The following is a 12,904-nucleotide window of genomic DNA, read 5'->3' on the forward strand; positions in this document are numbered from 1 at the left end:
TCCGCTTTCCAGTTTGCGCGCATCAACACGCCAAACAGAAGGATGAGACACCGTGATCGTCGGTTCCGATAATTCAGTCCGCAGCGTTTTCAATGCCATGCCCAGGGTCGCCGTTTCCGTTTTCGGCGAGGAGAAATACGAGAAGACATCAGGGGAAGCGGCGAACGCGCTTCCTGCAAAATCGGACGACCAGTTGCTGGCCGACCTCTACGATCGTACCGCCCAGCAAACGCTCGATGACGCCGACATCGATGGTGACGGGATGATGAGCAAGGACGAATACATGGCCGCGCAAAAGCGGCTTGCCGATGCCGATAACAGGATCTTCGATATCGATGCCGCCGAAGACCGCTGGTCGACCTTCGATCCCGCCGGCAAGGGGGCAATCGACAAGGATGAGATCATCGAGGGGCTGAAGATCCTTTTGCCGCTCAAGGTCGGCCATCTCGATGCCGATATGGTCGAGCGCATCCGGGCGCAGGCCCTGGAGGCTTCCAAGGAGACGCTGCAGAATTTCCAGGATGCCATCGACGTAGAAAGCAAGAAGCCGGCAATGTCGGAAACGATCAAGACGACGATCGCCGCGCAGGCCTCGCTGCTCTCGCTTTATGACGAGTTCAAATAACCGGCTGCGGCCGGGTAAGGGAGACAAACGGGCGAGCGGTCGCTGAACCGCTCCCCCCTTCGCAACAGAAAAGCGCTGCCTGCCGTGGTCGACGCCTGTCAGGCGAACAGGAAGTCGCCGGACTGGAGGAGATAGGCTCCGTTCAGCATGGCAATGCCGACGGCGCCGTCTCCTCCGGTGCCGTCATCGTCCCAATAGAGCGTGCGGTCGGACGTGTTGAAGTAGAACTGCGCGTCCGTGCCAATGGCTGTTTTGCCGACATGGTAATCCAGGGTGGATGCCGTCATGCCCTGGAAGTCGCTGGACTTGAACGACAGGAAGTCGTCCGCGCCGAAATCGCCGATGAAAACGAAGTTCGATGGGCTCGGTGCGGCAAGGAGGAAAGTATCGGCGCCGCCGCCGCCGGCCAGGCCGTCACTGCCGCCGCCGCTGACAATCGTGTTGGCCGCGGCATTGCCTGTTATCTGGTTGTTGCCGGCATCGCCGATCCCGGTCACGGCGCCCGCCTGAAGGATCAGGCTCTCGGCTCCCGTTCCGGCGAGCGAATAGGTCTCGGCGGTGGAATAGATGATATCGGTGAAATACGAGGGGTCGTCGCCGGTGTCGTGGACGACGTCGCCGGCGCTGTCGACCTTGTACTTGTCGTTTCCAGCTCCGCCATCCATGGTGTCGTCGCCGGTGCCGCCAGCGAGTATGTCATCGCCGGAGCCGCCGTAGAGCGTGTCATTGCCGGCGCCGCCATCGAGATAGTCGTTGCCGTCGAGACCGGAAAGCGTGTCGTCTCCCGCTGCGCCGCCGAGACTATTGTTGCCGCTGTTGCCCGTCATGACGTTGTCGAGCGCGTTGCCGCTTCCATAGAGATTGCCTTCCGCGACGAAGGCGAGGTTCTCGACATTGGCCCCAAGCGAGTAACTGACCTGGGCAAGGATCGTGTCTGTACCTTGTCCCGCCAGCTCGATCACCCTGTCGGCAGCGGTGTCGACGACGTAGGTGTCGTCGCCGAGGCCGCCCGTCATCCGGTCGTGGCCGTATCCTCCGTCCAGATGATCGTTGCCGGCAAGGCCTGTCAGCGTGTCATTGCCGGAGCTTGCGTAGATGGCGTCGTCTGCGGGGGTGCCGACCAGGTTCTTGTCGGGATAGGTGCCGTAGATGCGACTGCCGGGAATCTCCACCGCATGGGCGTCGGTATCGAAGCGGACCTGGAAGATGCCGTCATTATATCCGTTGACGTCGTTGTAATCACTGTCGGACGCCCAGCTGACGACCCAACCGCCGTCATCGAGTGCTGCCACCTGGGGCATATCCTTGTAGGTATGGGTCAGCGTGTTGAGGAGCGTCTCGTCGCCGTTTTTCGTCCCGTCGGCATTAAACGCCTGCTGATAGACGTGATAGAAGGTCTCCGAACTGCCGATCACCGTCCAGGTCACCACCCAGCCGCCATCGGAAAGAGCCGTCACCTTCTGGTTCGAGGCATACATGCCGTCGGTATCGACCTGGGTCTCGACGCCTTGTGGCGTCCCGTTCGCATTGTAGGCCTGCTGCATCATGTGGGCGTCGCCCGAGAGCCAGATCACCACCCAGCCGCCGCCGTCCAATGCGGCGGAGGTATGGTAGCCCTGGTTGCCGTCGGTTGTGGTATTGACGCGTGTCTCGGTGCCGAACCGTGTTCCATCGGCATTGTAGGCCTGCTGATAGATCCCGCCGCTCGAACCGTCCTGGCCATTGGATCCCCAGATGACGACCCAGCCGCCGTCACGTGTCACCACCGTCGGGCTGCCCTGATAGGAATCGGTGTAGGTATTGACGGGGGTTTGCCCGCCGTGCGGCGTGCCGTCGGCATTGTAGATCTGCTGGAATATGCCGGTTTGCGAACCGTCCTGCAGGGTCCCGGTAACGACCCAGCCGCCGCCATCGAGCGGCGCCATCGAACTGGCGTTTGTAAGGGTCTCTCCACCGACCTTGGAGCCGTCGGCGGCGAAGGCCTGCTGATAGGTCCCGCCCTGGCCTACCGACAGCCAGCTGACGACCCAGCCTCCGTCAGAAAGCCCCATGACCGACCGTAGCCCCTGTCCGCCGCCTTCATAGGTGTTGACCTGGGTCTCGTTGCCGCGCGGCGTACCATCAGCGTTGAATGCCTGCTGATAGACCCCAGGCGTGGAGATGCCCTGGTCTCCCCAGGTAATGACCCAACCGCCATCGGTAAGGGCGGCGATGGCCGGCATCTCCTGATTTCCCTCGACGATGGTGTTGACTCGGGTTTCAGGACCGGAGGGGGAGCCTGTGGCGTCGAAGACCTGCTGGTAGACGCCGGTACCGCTGCCATCCTCCAGGGTGGAGGCCCATGTGATCACCCATCCGCCGCCCGGCAGCTGGGTGGTCACAGTACTGTACTGAGAATTGACCGTGAATGTGTTGACCTGAGATTCCGCAAACGGCATTTACCTTCCTCCTCAGACAGATAGTAACCGAATGAATGAATGGGGTGCTGCAGATCCGATCCGTATTGCTACCATACCGTTCTTTTTTGAAGATTACCCGACAGTCCGGATAATTTTCAAAAGAGAACGGCGGCAGCCGGGCGGCGAGCCCATCACCTCGCAACGGCACAGCGGTCTCTTCGGCGGTCTCTTCGGGAAGGCGGTCCGCGCCTAGGCGGAGGCGGGCTGAACGCTCCTCACCACGCCCGTGCGGTCGATGACGCAGGCGAACTTGCGGCCGGAGGCATCGAGATCGACGCTGAAGCCGCCGGCTTCGACCGGGCGCGAGCCGGTCGGCAGGATTTTCGCCCTGTCGAGACCGGCCTGCTTGGCGGCGGCATCGGCGCAGAGGAGCTGCAGGTCGGCGGGCGCGGTCTCGACCGCCGTGCGCGACATCTGATCGGGCGGCGGGGCCGACTGGCAGGCCGCCAATGCCGAGAGCGAGCAAAGGAGCAGGGCCGGAAGCGGCCGGCTCTTCAGGAAAATGCGCATGTTGATCCCCCGTTTGAAACACTCACGCTCCGATGCCATCCACCGTCAGACGCCCTTGTAGAGGGCCGCGCCCTGCATCAGGACGATGACCTTGGCGCCGACCTTGATCCGCGAGTGCAGGTCGATGATGTCGTCATTGTTCATGCGAATGCAGCCCGAGGATACGTCGAGGCCGATCGACCAGGATTCCGGCGTTCCGTGGATGCGGTAGATCGTGTCGGCGTCGCCGGCATAGAGATAGAGGGCGCGGGCGCCGAGCGGGTTGTCCGGGCCGCCGGGTTGGCCAGCTGCCCATTTGGCGGCGTTCGGATCGCGGGCCACCATTTCGGCGGGCGGGGTCCAGGTCGGCCATTCGGCTGTGCGCCCGACGCGCACGATGCCGGCCCAGCCGAAGCCTTCGCGCCCGACCCCGATGCCGTAGCGGATCGCCTGGCCGCCGGGCTGCACGAGATAGAGAAAATGCTGGTTGCCGTCGATGATGATCGTGCCCGGCTCCTCCGCCGTGCGGAAGGTCACGACCTGCCGGCGGAAGGCATCCGGAACCTGCTTGTTGCGGGCGAAGTATTTGCGGGCCGTGTTCTTGTCGTAATCGACCCATTGCCGCGTCTTGGGATCGTAGATCTGCGTGCCGGCAGCAAGGGCGACACAGGCGGCGAAGCCGAGCGCGAGCGCGGCGAGGGCGGCTTTTTGCAATGTCCGGCTCATGGCTTTGCCCATCCCTGGATGCGGGCGGCATTGTCGGCCACCCATTTTTCCGCATAGGCGGCAGGCGGCGTGCGCTCCACCTGCAGCGCGTAGGTCATCATGGTCACTTCCTGCGGCGTCAGGTCGACCTTCTGCAGGAAGGCGGCGACATCGGCATGTTTCTGACCGAAGGATGCCGACCAGGCGATGTGGAATTCCGATGGCGGCCAGGCGACATCGGCCTTTGAATGCTCGATCCAGAGAGGATCGCTGCCGGGTGCGATCTTCCATTCTGCGGGATCGTAGGCCGGTTCCTGCAGCCGTATCACCTTGTGCAGCTCGAAGACGTTGTGCGGCGCGTAGCAGGCAAAGACCATCGGCCTGCCGGTGGCGACTGCGGCATCGACGGCGGCCATGCCGACATCCTCTTCCGCTTCCACCAGCGCCAGGTTCTTGGCGTAGCCGTAGCTCAGGGCGCGTACCCGCTCGATGCTTGCCGAGGTCCAGGTCGGTGCACCAATCCAGAGTTCGCCGCGGCCATCACCGTCAGTGTCGAGCAGGGCGCCCTTTTCAGGGTCCGAGAGGTCCTTGACGCTCTTGATGCCGGCCTTTTCGGCGTCCTCGGTGGCGCAGAGGCCCTGCCAGGCGGCAACGGCGCGTTTTGCCAGAACTACCGCCTTCTTGTCATCGACATATTTTTCGATCGCCGCATCGAGGTTCGGCCGCCAGACCTCCGGGTGGATGTCAAGCTCGCCGCTCTCGAGACCGGCAAAGGCATTGAGCTCGCCCATCTCGCGCAGGTCGGCCTCAAGGCCGAATGTCTTGCCGATCGCAACCTTGAGAATATTGGCGGTCGCCTGGCCGGACGGCCAGTTGGGCACGGCGATGACGAGATCGGCGGCCTGGACGGCGTGCGCCGAGCCGGAAGCGATGAAGATCGATGCCGTCACGGCAAGCATGGCTCTCGCCCGAAAGCGGTGCCGTTGCGGATTTTCCCTCTGACGATGTCTCAAAGAAACCCTCCGTTTCCGCTCCCCAGCAGGCCCGAGTCCTAAGCACATTGTGCACATGCCGGGGAAGTACGTTACGGTAAACTCCGGCGTAAATTCAGGAGTTGAACCGCGAAGCGGGGAAGGCTTCGGGTCGCCGCTGCGCTCTGCGCAGACTTTCCTCCACCACTGCGGCCTCACACGAAAAACCGGACTTGCCCCGAATCCGCGAATAAGGTTTCGTGGCCGCGTTTCAGCAGGACCCCAGCACGCCCATGTTTGTTTTCGCCAAGATTTTCTGGATCGTTTCCCAGCCGGTGACGATCTTCTTCCTCCTGATGGCGCTCAGCGTGCTTCTGATGTTCTTTTCCTTCCGGCGCTCCGCCATCGCGGTCGGGCTCCTGTCGCTGGTCCTCATCTCCGTCAGCTTTTACACCACATCAGGTGCGCTGATCGTGCAGGAGCTGGAGGATCGTTTTCCGCGGCCGGCCGCACCTGCCGATGTCGCCTGCATCGTCCTGCTTGGCGGCGGGATCGCGACAAAGGTCGACGGCGTGCGCGGCGGCTACAACCTGGATGACGCGGCCGATCGCTACATCGAAACGGTGCGCCTGGCCGGCGTCTATCCCAATGCCAAGGTCATCATGTCCGGCGGCGACGGCAGTCTTCTCGGCGGCTACGTCAAGGAAGCGGACGTCATCCGCAGGATGTTCGACGATTTCCATATCGATCCGGCCCGCGTCGAATATGACACGCAGTCGCGCGATACCTATGAGAACGCCATCAATACAAGGGTGATCCTGCAGCGGCTGAACCTCAACCACTGCCTGCTCGTGACATCGGGTTTCCACATGCCACGGGCAGTGGCAATCTTCCGCAATCTCGGCATGGACGTCACACCCTGGGCCGCCGATTACCGCACGACAGGTGAAGAGGGCCTGACGCTGTCCGTCGGCCATCCGATTGACAATGTCGACCTGTTGACGACGGGCATCCGGGAATGGATCGGCATCGTCGCCTATTATTTCGCCGGGCGCGTCTCGACGCTTTATCCGCAGTGAGGGTACGTGGTCTTCGACGGCTCAAAGACTTCCGCCGAACAGAAACCCGGTACGATCGATCAGCGACGAGCTTCCTTGCAGCCGTCTGTGGCGCCGCCACTGTCACCGGCTGGTTGTGACTCGGGGCACGAATTCACGGCAAACAGCCGAACGAGAGCGGGATTTCCTCCGCTCTCACTTGGTGGCGCCAAGTAGGTAGCCCCCGTCCCAGTGATAGATCTGCTTGTCGTCGACCGTGACCTTGACGACTGCCTGGAAGCCGGCAAGCGTTCCGCTGCCGGCATGGAACGCACAGGTTCCCTGCATCGGGCTGGCAGTGTCGTAGGTGACGCAGTACCCGACCGCCGTGTCTCCGTTTCCGACTGCAATAACAGCCGTGCTGCTGCCGAAAAGGGGACTGCCGGTCACCGGCCCATAGTATAGGATCTTTGTGCCTGCCGGGATCGCCGCGAGGTTCGACTCCGTAATGGTGCAGAAGCTCGGGGTCTCGCCGGTGTACTGGCTGCATTCCTTGGAAATCTTTAGCGGTTGCATAGCCGGCGCAGCGGACGCCACGGACGCTAGTGCCAGGATGGCACTGGCTGACAGGATTAACAGTCTGCTCATTGGCCCACTCCCTATGGTCGAATTAACCTCCCGGATTCTACTCGCTATCTCTTCCCCCAGCAATTCGCCCCTTTGGATCTTCCGGGCGATGGGTTGCGGTATGCCTCACCGCCGGCCTGCCATGAGTGCGGACCCTGGCGAATTCCGCACTTTTGCTCGCATCGGAACATGGCTATATGTTTGCGCGGGGCAGTATCGGGCGCCAGGGAGCTCTCTTGAGAATATTGATCATCAGCAGGAAGGCGGAGGAGGTTCGGCGGAGCTTCCAGATCCGGCAGATGGCCGCACTCGGCCTTTCCTACGAGTTTCTCGACGCATTCGAGGCGGCGGACCTGTCGGACGAGGATTGCCAGACGGCCGCCAGCAACTGGCCGAGCCCGACGCGGCGGCAGGACATCGCCTGCTTCCACTCCCACCGCAAGGCCTGGCAAACAGTGGTCGAGCATGGTGCGAGGACACTCATCCTCGAAGACGATGCGGTGCTGTCAGACGATATCGCGGCCGTTCTTGCCAATATCGAAGCGCGCAACGAGGCATGGAACACCGTCTACGACCTCGAATTCGCCCCACGGCGTCATATCCTCAACCGCAAGCGCGCGTGGCAGGATGAGGCCGGCGGTTTTGGCGCGACCCGCGTCTATCAGAACCGGGTAGGGCTGGCAGGCTATGTCATCGGCCCCGAGGCGGCAAAACGCATGCTCTCCGAAACCACCACCTATTCGCTGATCGACGCGCATTTCTGGCACTGCTCCTGGCTCGCCGCCTACCAGATCGAGCCGGCGCCGGTCATTCAACAGCGGTTTCTGGAAACCGAGGCCGAGAGCGCCGATTTCGTGCGCCCGGAAAAGGACCTGGTCTTCCTGCCGCTCAGCAAGATACGCAGGTTCGCGCGCCGGATGGAGCTCGAAGGCATCAAGGCGAGAAACCTCATTGCCGGCCTGTTGTGGGGGAAGAAGCGGGATGTTCTCGTCGATCGCTCACGGTTCAACGAGGCCGTGGTGAAATCGGCCCAGCTGGGGCTGCTGCTGGTGCCGGTGGTCGGGTAGGAGCTGATTGAACCAGTGGCGCAAATGTCCGGCGTTTTGATCGGGGCTTGCCCCGTCAATGCGGCGAGGCATCCTCCGCCAGCGTGTTGATGATCACATTCGTGGCGACGAAAGTGAAGAAGTCGTCATGTTCTTTGTCGAATGTGGGACCCGCCATATCGAGGCAGAAAACACCTTCCCCGAGAGAGGGGCAAAGGCAATAGCGCCAAGAGGCGCCGGCGTCGGCCACTGCCACCGCATCGGCGGGAATGGGATCGCTTTTACGTGGGCCGAAGAGCGAAGCATAGGCAGGGGAGTTGTAAAGCTGATAGGATGTATGCTGCTTGACTGACGATGCGGGGTCGGGCTGGTAGACATACATGCCTCTTGCCGTTTCGCCGGTTCCGACTGCACGCAGGAACTCGAGATATTGTTGGGAAATGCCGGGGTGGCGTGCGGCGATTTCCGTGACAACGCTGTCGGGGACGGGATTCAGGGTAGAGAGTTGCTGTTCGGAGTCGAAGTGCAGAAGTTGCGCGAGATCTTTGATCATTGGATTCCAACAGTTTGTGCACGGCTTCGGCGGCGCGCGGGCTCTGCGGAATAGTGCATAAGTTACGGGATTCTTCCAGCCCGACAGATGCGCGTCGTTCGCGAGCCGGGCATTGTTTCGACTGCGACCACCCGAGCGCCACCGTTGACACTTCTCCACATATCCCGTATCTCCCGGCCCATGCCAGTCCTCTGGCCGTAAGCGTTTGACGTCAAGCAACGCACTTATCGATCCTCGCCGGTCGGAGTGCGTTTTTTTGTGCCCGTCGACGAGGGAACAGCCAGGAGGTTTTCATGGCTTTCCGTCTTAGCAGTGATCGCGAGCAGGCCAGGCTTTACCTGCTGACCGCGATCCTTTTCATCTCCTATCTCTGCGTCGCGATCGCGCTTCCCGTGGTGCCGGTCTTCGTGACGGGTGCGCTCGGCCTGAGTAATGGTTGGGCGGGTCTCGGCGTGGGCATTGCCTTTCTCGCCACCATCCTTATCCGCGGTTATGCCGGCGGGCTGGCGGATAGCAGGGGCGCCAAGGTCGCCGTGCAGCGCGGGCTCGCCTTCTATGTCGCGGGTGCGCTGATGTCGCTTGCCGCGGGGCTGTCGCTGCAGAACCCGGTCACGGCCTTCGCCATTCTCGTTGCCGGGCGGCTGTTGATCGGGCTTGGCGAAAGCCTTGTCGCCGTCGGCGTCATTGCCTGGGGTATCGGGCTTGTCGGGCCGCAGCGCTCCGGCCGGGTGCTGGCGCTCATCGGCGCGGCGATCTATGGCGCGCTCGGGCTTGGCGGGCCGCTCGGCCTGCTGCTCCTCGACGACATCGGCTTTGCCGGGACGATGGCCGTCGGCGCCGCGCTGCCTCTGCTGGGGCTTGCGGCAATCCGCAGCGTGCCGGCCGTCGCCGCCCATCCGGACAGGGAGCGGCCGCCGCTTGCCGCCGTCATCGGCCGCATCTGGCTGCATGGGCTGATCGTCTGCCTGCAGGGCATGGGCTTTGCGGCGATCGGCTCCTTCTTCACGCTCTATTTCCGCGATCTCGGCTGGGATCATGCCGGCCTCGGGCTGACTGCCTTCGGCTGCGGCTTCGTGCTGGTACGCCTCGTCTTCGGCCACCTGCCGGATCGTTACGGCGGGCTTGCGGTCGCCGTGGTTTCGCTTGCGGTCGAGGCGATGGGGCAGTTGCTGATCTGGACGGCGGCAGATCCCACCGTGGCGCTGATCGGCGCCTTCATGACCGGCCTCGGTTGCTCGATGATCTTTCCCGCCATGGGGCGAGAGGTCGTGCATCTCGTGGCCCCGCATCTGCGTGGCACGGCGCTCGGCGGCTTCTCGGCCTTTCAGGATCTCGCCTACGGACTGACCGGGCCGCTCGCCGGCGTACTGGCGGACCGGGCTGGTTATGGCAGCGTGTTTCTGGTCGGCGGATTGTCGGCAATCTGCGGATTTGTCGTCGCTGTGGTGTTGCGGAGAAGCAAGGCGGTCACTGCAGGGTGACGTGGCGGCCTTTCCGTTGATGGAGGTGAGGATGTTTCCTCGCCTCCATCTTCCTTCTGCTTGCCTCGGAGTGATGCAGAGGGAAGGGTGTCAGGCCAGCGTGATTGCCTGAACGCCCTTCTGCTTGACGAGCGATAGAACGAGGAGCGCAGGCCCTCCGGGTTTCTTCACACCGCGCTCCCAGTCGGAGAGCAAGTTCTTGCTGACCCTCAGATAGCGGGCGAAAACCGGCTGAGACATGTGTTCGCGCTCGCGAATGCTGCGGATTTCCTGCCCGGACAATGCTGTCGGTTCGACGAGGCTCACTTCGTCGAACTCTCTCATCGTGACCTTGTCGATGGCTCCGATCTCATGGAGGGCCTCCATGGTTTCATGGATCGAAGCAAAGGCCTCACTCTTGTATTTCTTTTTCGCCATTTCGCTTTACTTCCTTGAATTCCCTGGATTTCACGAGCTTTTCAAGCTGGGTATCCGACAGGTTCAAAACATGCTTCGCCATCTTCTTGAACGCGCGTTCTTCATCTTCCTCGATGTTGGCGCGCGCACTCTTGGGAAATCCGTAGACAAAGAAGGCGCGCTCTTCCTTCCTGTAGAGGATAACCGTCCGGTATCCTCCAGACTTTCCGCCTCCCGAACGCGCCACCCGCTGTTTGATGACGTGCCCGCCGAGATCCGCATCGATCGAACCTTGTTCCGCAAGCTCTATCGCTTTCCACAGGGCCGTCTGATCCAGCCCTTCCTTTTTCGCAAACCGCTCGAACCAGGCGTTCATGAAGACTTTCAAATGATCACCATTATATGTCACACCAAGTGTGATATTTCAAGGATGCGCCGATGGTCGGGGGGCAATTTCAAGGGCAAACCGTTAGCAAACACACGGCAGATTCGCCACGGCGAAGGACGGCGGGACGTAAAGTCCTGCAACGCAATCCTTCCGCGCCGCTTTGACCCCGGGTCAATCCGAAACCGTGAGGCTGCCGGCGATCCTTCGAGCGATCCCATCAAGAAAGAGGTCGATACCGGTCAGGAAGTCGGCGCGGTCGTCATGGTCAGGCACTTTCGGGGCGATGCTCTGCACGAAGGGGAAATCCTCGGGATCGAGGGCCGACAATCTCAGCGCGATCTCGCCGAGGAATGCGTCGCGCTCGAGATGCTGCATTCGCGCCATCTCGGCATTGGCCGCGTTCTGGCCGCCCACTCCGAGCACATAGTTCAGAAGCGCGGCCACAACAGTCCATTCATCGTCATGGGGCACGCCCATCGCCCGAACCTGCCGGCCGAGATGTTCGAGAATGCGGATCGTCGGCATCGATCCCGGTGCCTGCGCCAAGGCCGAGCCGAGCCATGGACGCTCGTCCAACGCGTCGAACAGGTCGAGGGCGAGGGCGCGGATCTTATCCGCCGGAGATCCGCCGGCCGAACACGTGGCGATCACGTTGATAACGATCGCATCGGAGGCGGCTACAAGGAGGTCGCTCTTGTTTTCGACATGCCAGTAGATCGCTCCGGCGCCTGTCTTCAGTCTTTTCGCAAGGGCCTGGAAGGTCAGCCCCTTTTCTCCGCCCTCGTCGAGAATGGCGATGGACGCATCGACGACGCGCTCCCTCGTCAGTGAATCCTGTCTTCGCTTTCCATCGGGTTTTCTCATGCCTCACCTTGACATGGATGGAACGACATTCCAACTATGGAATGACATTCCATTTTAAATAATTCCGGAGAGCTGACATGCATATACCTGTTGCCATCATCGGTGCCGGCCTCGGCGGCCTCGTCCTTGCGCGGGTCCTTCACATCAACGGCATCCGCGCTACGGTCTATGAAGGCGATGCCTCTCCCGAGGCGAGATTGCAGGGCGGCATGCTCGACATCCACGATTTCAACGGCCAGCTCGGCCTGAAGGATGCAGGCCTTTACGAACAGTTCCTCGAACTTATCCATCCCGGCGGACAGCAATCCCGCTTCTTCGACAAGGACGGGACGCTTCTCATGGACAATCCCGATGACGGGAAGGGCGGGCGCCCCGAAGTGCAGCGAGGCGAACTGAGGCGCATTCTCCTGGAGTCCCTGCCGGAGGATGCGGTGCACTGGGGCCACAAGCTCTCGTCGGCACGATCCCTCGGGGATGGGCGACACGAACTCATATTCGCCGACGGGCAGCTTGTGACGACCGATCTGCTGATCGGCGCCGACGGCGCCTGGTCGAAAGTGCGGCCGCTCCTGACGGATGCGACGCCGACCTATACCGGGCTGGTCTTCTTCGAGACATGGCTCAACGATGCCGATGTCCATCACCGCGAAAGCGCGCAGGCTGTTGGTGGCGGCTCCATGTTCGCGCTCGCACCCGGCAAGGGCATAATGGCGCATTGCGAGCCGGACGGGGTGCTGCACGCCTATATCGCCCTGAGAAGGCCGAAGGCGTGGGTCGACAGCATCGACGTCTCTACCGGGCAGCTGCCAAAAGCCGCATTGCCGCGGAATTCGACGGCTGGGCTCCATCGCTGACGGCGCTGATCACCGGATGCGACGTGGGGCCGGTGCCACGTATCATCCACACGCTGCCGGAGACGCATCGATGGAGCCGGGTTCCCGGCGTGACCCTTCTCGGCGATGCCGCGCATCTGATGGTGCCGTCGGGAGAAGGCGCCAATCTCGCGATCTATGACGGCGCCGAACTCGGCAAGTCCATCGCGGCATCGTCTGGCGATATCGAGGCAGCACTGCTTGCATATGAAAGGGAGCTCTTCGCGCGCAGCACGACAGCGGCAGTGGAGGCTTCCAAGCTCACCACGCTTCTGTTCGGCGAAACGGCCCCCTACGGGCTGGTCGAGGCTTTCGAGCAGGAGCTTCTCGGAATCCCGAATTCCTGAGATCGACGTCCGGGCAGGTTGCCTGAGCGAAAGAGAAACGCCAT

General features: G+C 62.1%; 15 protein-coding genes and 1 pseudogene. 7 read left to right on the top strand and 9 right to left on the bottom strand.

Annotated features, from left to right (window positions below):
• Positions 1–52 precede the first annotated feature (52 nt).
• Positions 53–625: an EF-hand domain-containing protein gene (locus FHX06_RS06890; RefSeq protein WP_183878654.1), complete on the top strand. Its 573-nt coding sequence runs from the start codon at positions 53–55 to the stop codon at positions 623–625.
• 98 nt (positions 626–723) lie between these two features.
• On the opposite strand, the gene FHX06_RS06895 is transcribed toward FHX06_RS06890, so the two are convergent.
• From FHX06_RS06895 to FHX06_RS06910, 4 genes are all read right to left on the bottom strand, one after another.
• The gene (locus FHX06_RS06895) at positions 724–3,063 is read right to left on the bottom strand and encodes a calcium-binding protein (protein ID WP_183878656.1); all 2,340 of its coding nucleotides are present in this window, start codon (positions 3,061–3,063) and stop codon (positions 724–726) included.
• 210 nt (positions 3,064–3,273) lie between these two features.
• Positions 3,274–3,594 carry a hypothetical protein gene (locus FHX06_RS06900; protein ID WP_112546651.1) on the bottom strand — a complete coding sequence of 107 codons (321 nt, stop codon included), beginning with the start codon at positions 3,592–3,594 and terminating at the stop codon, positions 3,274–3,276.
• 45 nt (positions 3,595–3,639) lie between these two features.
• On the bottom strand, positions 3,640–4,299 hold the full coding sequence (locus FHX06_RS06905; RefSeq protein WP_162710184.1) for a L,D-transpeptidase: 660 nt from the start codon (positions 4,297–4,299) through the stop codon (positions 3,640–3,642).
• Positions 4,296–5,237 carry a glycine betaine ABC transporter substrate-binding protein gene (locus FHX06_RS06910; RefSeq protein WP_183878658.1) on the bottom strand — a complete coding sequence of 314 codons (942 nt, stop codon included), beginning with the start codon at positions 5,235–5,237 and terminating at the stop codon, positions 4,296–4,298. The genes FHX06_RS06905 and FHX06_RS06910 overlap by 4 nt, the downstream gene beginning before the upstream one ends.
• Before the next feature lie 305 nt (positions 5,238–5,542).
• On the opposite strand from FHX06_RS06910, the gene FHX06_RS06915 reads away from it, so the two are divergent.
• Positions 5,543–6,328 carry a YdcF family protein gene (locus FHX06_RS06915; RefSeq protein ID WP_183878660.1) on the top strand — a complete coding sequence of 262 codons (786 nt, stop codon included), beginning with the start codon at positions 5,543–5,545 and terminating at the stop codon, positions 6,326–6,328.
• Between the two features lie 17 nt (positions 6,329–6,345).
• Positions 6,346–6,447 (top strand): annotated as a pseudogene (locus tag FHX06_RS06920) (IS5/IS1182 family transposase); the annotation flags it as partial.
• A 55-nt stretch (positions 6,448–6,502) separates the two neighbouring features.
• On the opposite strand, the gene FHX06_RS06925 reads toward FHX06_RS06920, so the two are convergent.
• Positions 6,503–6,934 carry a hypothetical protein gene (locus tag FHX06_RS06925; RefSeq protein WP_183878662.1) on the bottom strand — a complete coding sequence of 144 codons (432 nt, stop codon included), beginning with the start codon at positions 6,932–6,934 and terminating at the stop codon, positions 6,503–6,505.
• 215 nt (positions 6,935–7,149) lie between these two features.
• Here FHX06_RS06925 and FHX06_RS06930 point away from each other — a divergent pair, with 215 nt between their 5' ends.
• Positions 7,150–7,980: a glycosyltransferase family 25 protein gene (locus tag FHX06_RS06930; protein WP_183878664.1), complete on the top strand. Its 831-nt coding sequence runs from the start codon at positions 7,150–7,152 to the stop codon at positions 7,978–7,980.
• 55 nt (positions 7,981–8,035) lie between these two features.
• Here FHX06_RS06930 and FHX06_RS06935 read toward each other — a convergent pair whose 3' ends face one another.
• Positions 8,036–8,512, bottom strand: a complete 477-nt coding sequence (locus FHX06_RS06935) for a hypothetical protein (protein WP_112971972.1) — start codon at positions 8,510–8,512, stop codon at positions 8,036–8,038.
• 293 nt (positions 8,513–8,805) lie between these two features.
• Between FHX06_RS06935 and FHX06_RS06940 the strand changes: the two genes are divergently transcribed.
• Positions 8,806–9,993 (top strand): arabinose transporter, encoded by a 1,188-nt coding sequence (locus tag FHX06_RS06940; RefSeq protein ID WP_183878666.1) that lies wholly within the window; start codon positions 8,806–8,808, stop codon positions 9,991–9,993.
• Between the two features lie 90 nt (positions 9,994–10,083).
• On the opposite strand, the gene FHX06_RS06945 is transcribed toward FHX06_RS06940, so the two are convergent.
• From FHX06_RS06945 to FHX06_RS06955, 3 genes are all read right to left on the bottom strand, one after another.
• Positions 10,084–10,410 (bottom strand): helix-turn-helix domain-containing protein, encoded by a 327-nt coding sequence (locus FHX06_RS06945; RefSeq protein WP_112546657.1) that lies wholly within the window; start codon positions 10,408–10,410, stop codon positions 10,084–10,086.
• On the bottom strand, positions 10,385–10,765 hold the full coding sequence (locus tag FHX06_RS06950; protein WP_210300472.1) for a type II toxin-antitoxin system RelE/ParE family toxin: 381 nt from the start codon (positions 10,763–10,765) through the stop codon (positions 10,385–10,387). Before FHX06_RS06950 ends, FHX06_RS06945 begins: the two co-directional genes overlap by 26 nt.
• A gap of 183 nt (positions 10,766–10,948) precedes the next feature.
• A complete protein-coding gene (locus tag FHX06_RS06955) occupies positions 10,949–11,641 on the bottom strand; it encodes a TetR/AcrR family transcriptional regulator (protein WP_183878668.1) in 693 nt (230 codons plus the stop codon).
• A 77-nt stretch (positions 11,642–11,718) separates the two neighbouring features.
• Here FHX06_RS06955 and FHX06_RS06960 point away from each other — a divergent pair, with 77 nt between their 5' ends.
• Both FHX06_RS06960 and FHX06_RS36170 read left to right on the top strand, forming a co-directional pair.
• Positions 11,719–12,495, top strand: coding sequence for an FAD-dependent oxidoreductase (locus tag FHX06_RS06960; RefSeq protein WP_312866463.1), 777 nt, complete (start codon positions 11,719–11,721; stop codon positions 12,493–12,495).
• Between the two features lie 32 nt (positions 12,496–12,527).
• Positions 12,528–12,860 carry an FAD-dependent monooxygenase gene (locus FHX06_RS36170; RefSeq protein WP_312866464.1) on the top strand — a complete coding sequence of 111 codons (333 nt, stop codon included), beginning with the start codon at positions 12,528–12,530 and terminating at the stop codon, positions 12,858–12,860.
• Positions 12,861–12,904 lie beyond the last annotated feature (44 nt).

Source organism: Rhizobium sp. BK512, assembly GCF_014194915.1.
Lineage (GTDB): Bacteria > Pseudomonadota > Alphaproteobacteria > Rhizobiales > Rhizobiaceae > Rhizobium.

Coding starts and splice junctions, on each gene's coding strand:
- FHX06_RS06940 (WP_183878666.1), top strand. CDS start 8,806: ATGGCTTTCCGTCTTAGCAGTGATCGCGAGCAGGCCAGGCTTTACCTG.
- FHX06_RS06955 (WP_183878668.1), bottom strand. CDS start 11,641: ATGAGAAAACCCGATGGAAAGCGAAGACAGGATTCACTGACGAGGGAG.
- FHX06_RS06900 (WP_112546651.1), bottom strand. CDS start 3,594: ATGCGCATTTTCCTGAAGAGCCGGCCGCTTCCGGCCCTGCTCCTTTGC.
- FHX06_RS06925 (WP_183878662.1), bottom strand. CDS start 6,934: ATGAGCAGACTGTTAATCCTGTCAGCCAGTGCCATCCTGGCACTAGCG.
- FHX06_RS06960 (WP_312866463.1), top strand. CDS start 11,719: ATGCATATACCTGTTGCCATCATCGGTGCCGGCCTCGGCGGCCTCGTC.
- FHX06_RS06945 (WP_112546657.1), bottom strand. CDS start 10,410: ATGGCGAAAAAGAAATACAAGAGTGAGGCCTTTGCTTCGATCCATGAA.
- FHX06_RS06910 (WP_183878658.1), bottom strand. CDS start 5,237: ATGCTTGCCGTGACGGCATCGATCTTCATCGCTTCCGGCTCGGCGCAC.
- FHX06_RS06905 (WP_162710184.1), bottom strand. CDS start 4,299: ATGAGCCGGACATTGCAAAAAGCCGCCCTCGCCGCGCTCGCGCTCGGC.
- FHX06_RS06895 (WP_183878656.1), bottom strand. CDS start 3,063: ATGCCGTTTGCGGAATCTCAGGTCAACACATTCACGGTCAATTCTCAG.
- FHX06_RS06950 (WP_210300472.1), bottom strand. CDS start 10,765: ATGAACGCCTGGTTCGAGCGGTTTGCGAAAAAGGAAGGGCTGGATCAG.
- FHX06_RS06935 (WP_112971972.1), bottom strand. CDS start 8,512: ATGATCAAAGATCTCGCGCAACTTCTGCACTTCGACTCCGAACAGCAA.
- FHX06_RS06915 (WP_183878660.1), top strand. CDS start 5,543: ATGTTTGTTTTCGCCAAGATTTTCTGGATCGTTTCCCAGCCGGTGACG.